The sequence below is a fragment of the Mesorhizobium sp. genome, assembly GCF_004963255.1.
In the GTDB taxonomy this organism is placed as follows: Bacteria; Pseudomonadota; Alphaproteobacteria; order Rhizobiales; family Rhizobiaceae; genus Mesorhizobium.
Genome location: NZ_SUGA01000113.1, coordinates 1 through 412 on the forward strand (window position 1 = coordinate 1; position 412 = coordinate 412).

Below are 412 nucleotides of genomic sequence, written 5' to 3' on the forward strand. Positions count from 1 at the left end.
TTTCCGCTCACCATCTACTTGCTGTCCGGCTGGCTGCAGTCCCGCTATCCAGGGATCGACTGGTTCTCGCATGACGCCGGGCATCTCTTGGAAATGATGTTCGGCTGGCGGATCAATCCGCATTTCGGCCCCTTCCATCTGCTGAGCTTCGTCCTGATCGGCGGTGGGTTCTGGCTGATCGCGGCCGCATGGAGCGTTCTCTACGACGCTCAGCAGCACCGTTCTCTCGCCACCAGCGGCCCGTACAGCCATGTGCGCCACCCGCAATATGCCGGCTTCATCCTGGTGATGCTGGGTTTCCTCGTTCAGTGGCCGACGCTGCTGACGCTGGCGATGTTCCCGGTGCTGGTCGTGATGTATGTGAGGCTGGCGCGGGCCGAGGAGCGCGAAGCGATTGCCGAATTCGGCGACG

At 62.4% G+C, this 412-nt stretch carries 1 protein-coding gene; it reads left to right on the plus strand.

Annotated elements, in window-relative coordinates:
- Positions 1-412: isoprenylcysteine carboxylmethyltransferase family protein (locus E5X34_RS32680; protein WP_292573354.1), on the plus strand; the 412-nt coding region annotated here is incomplete at both ends.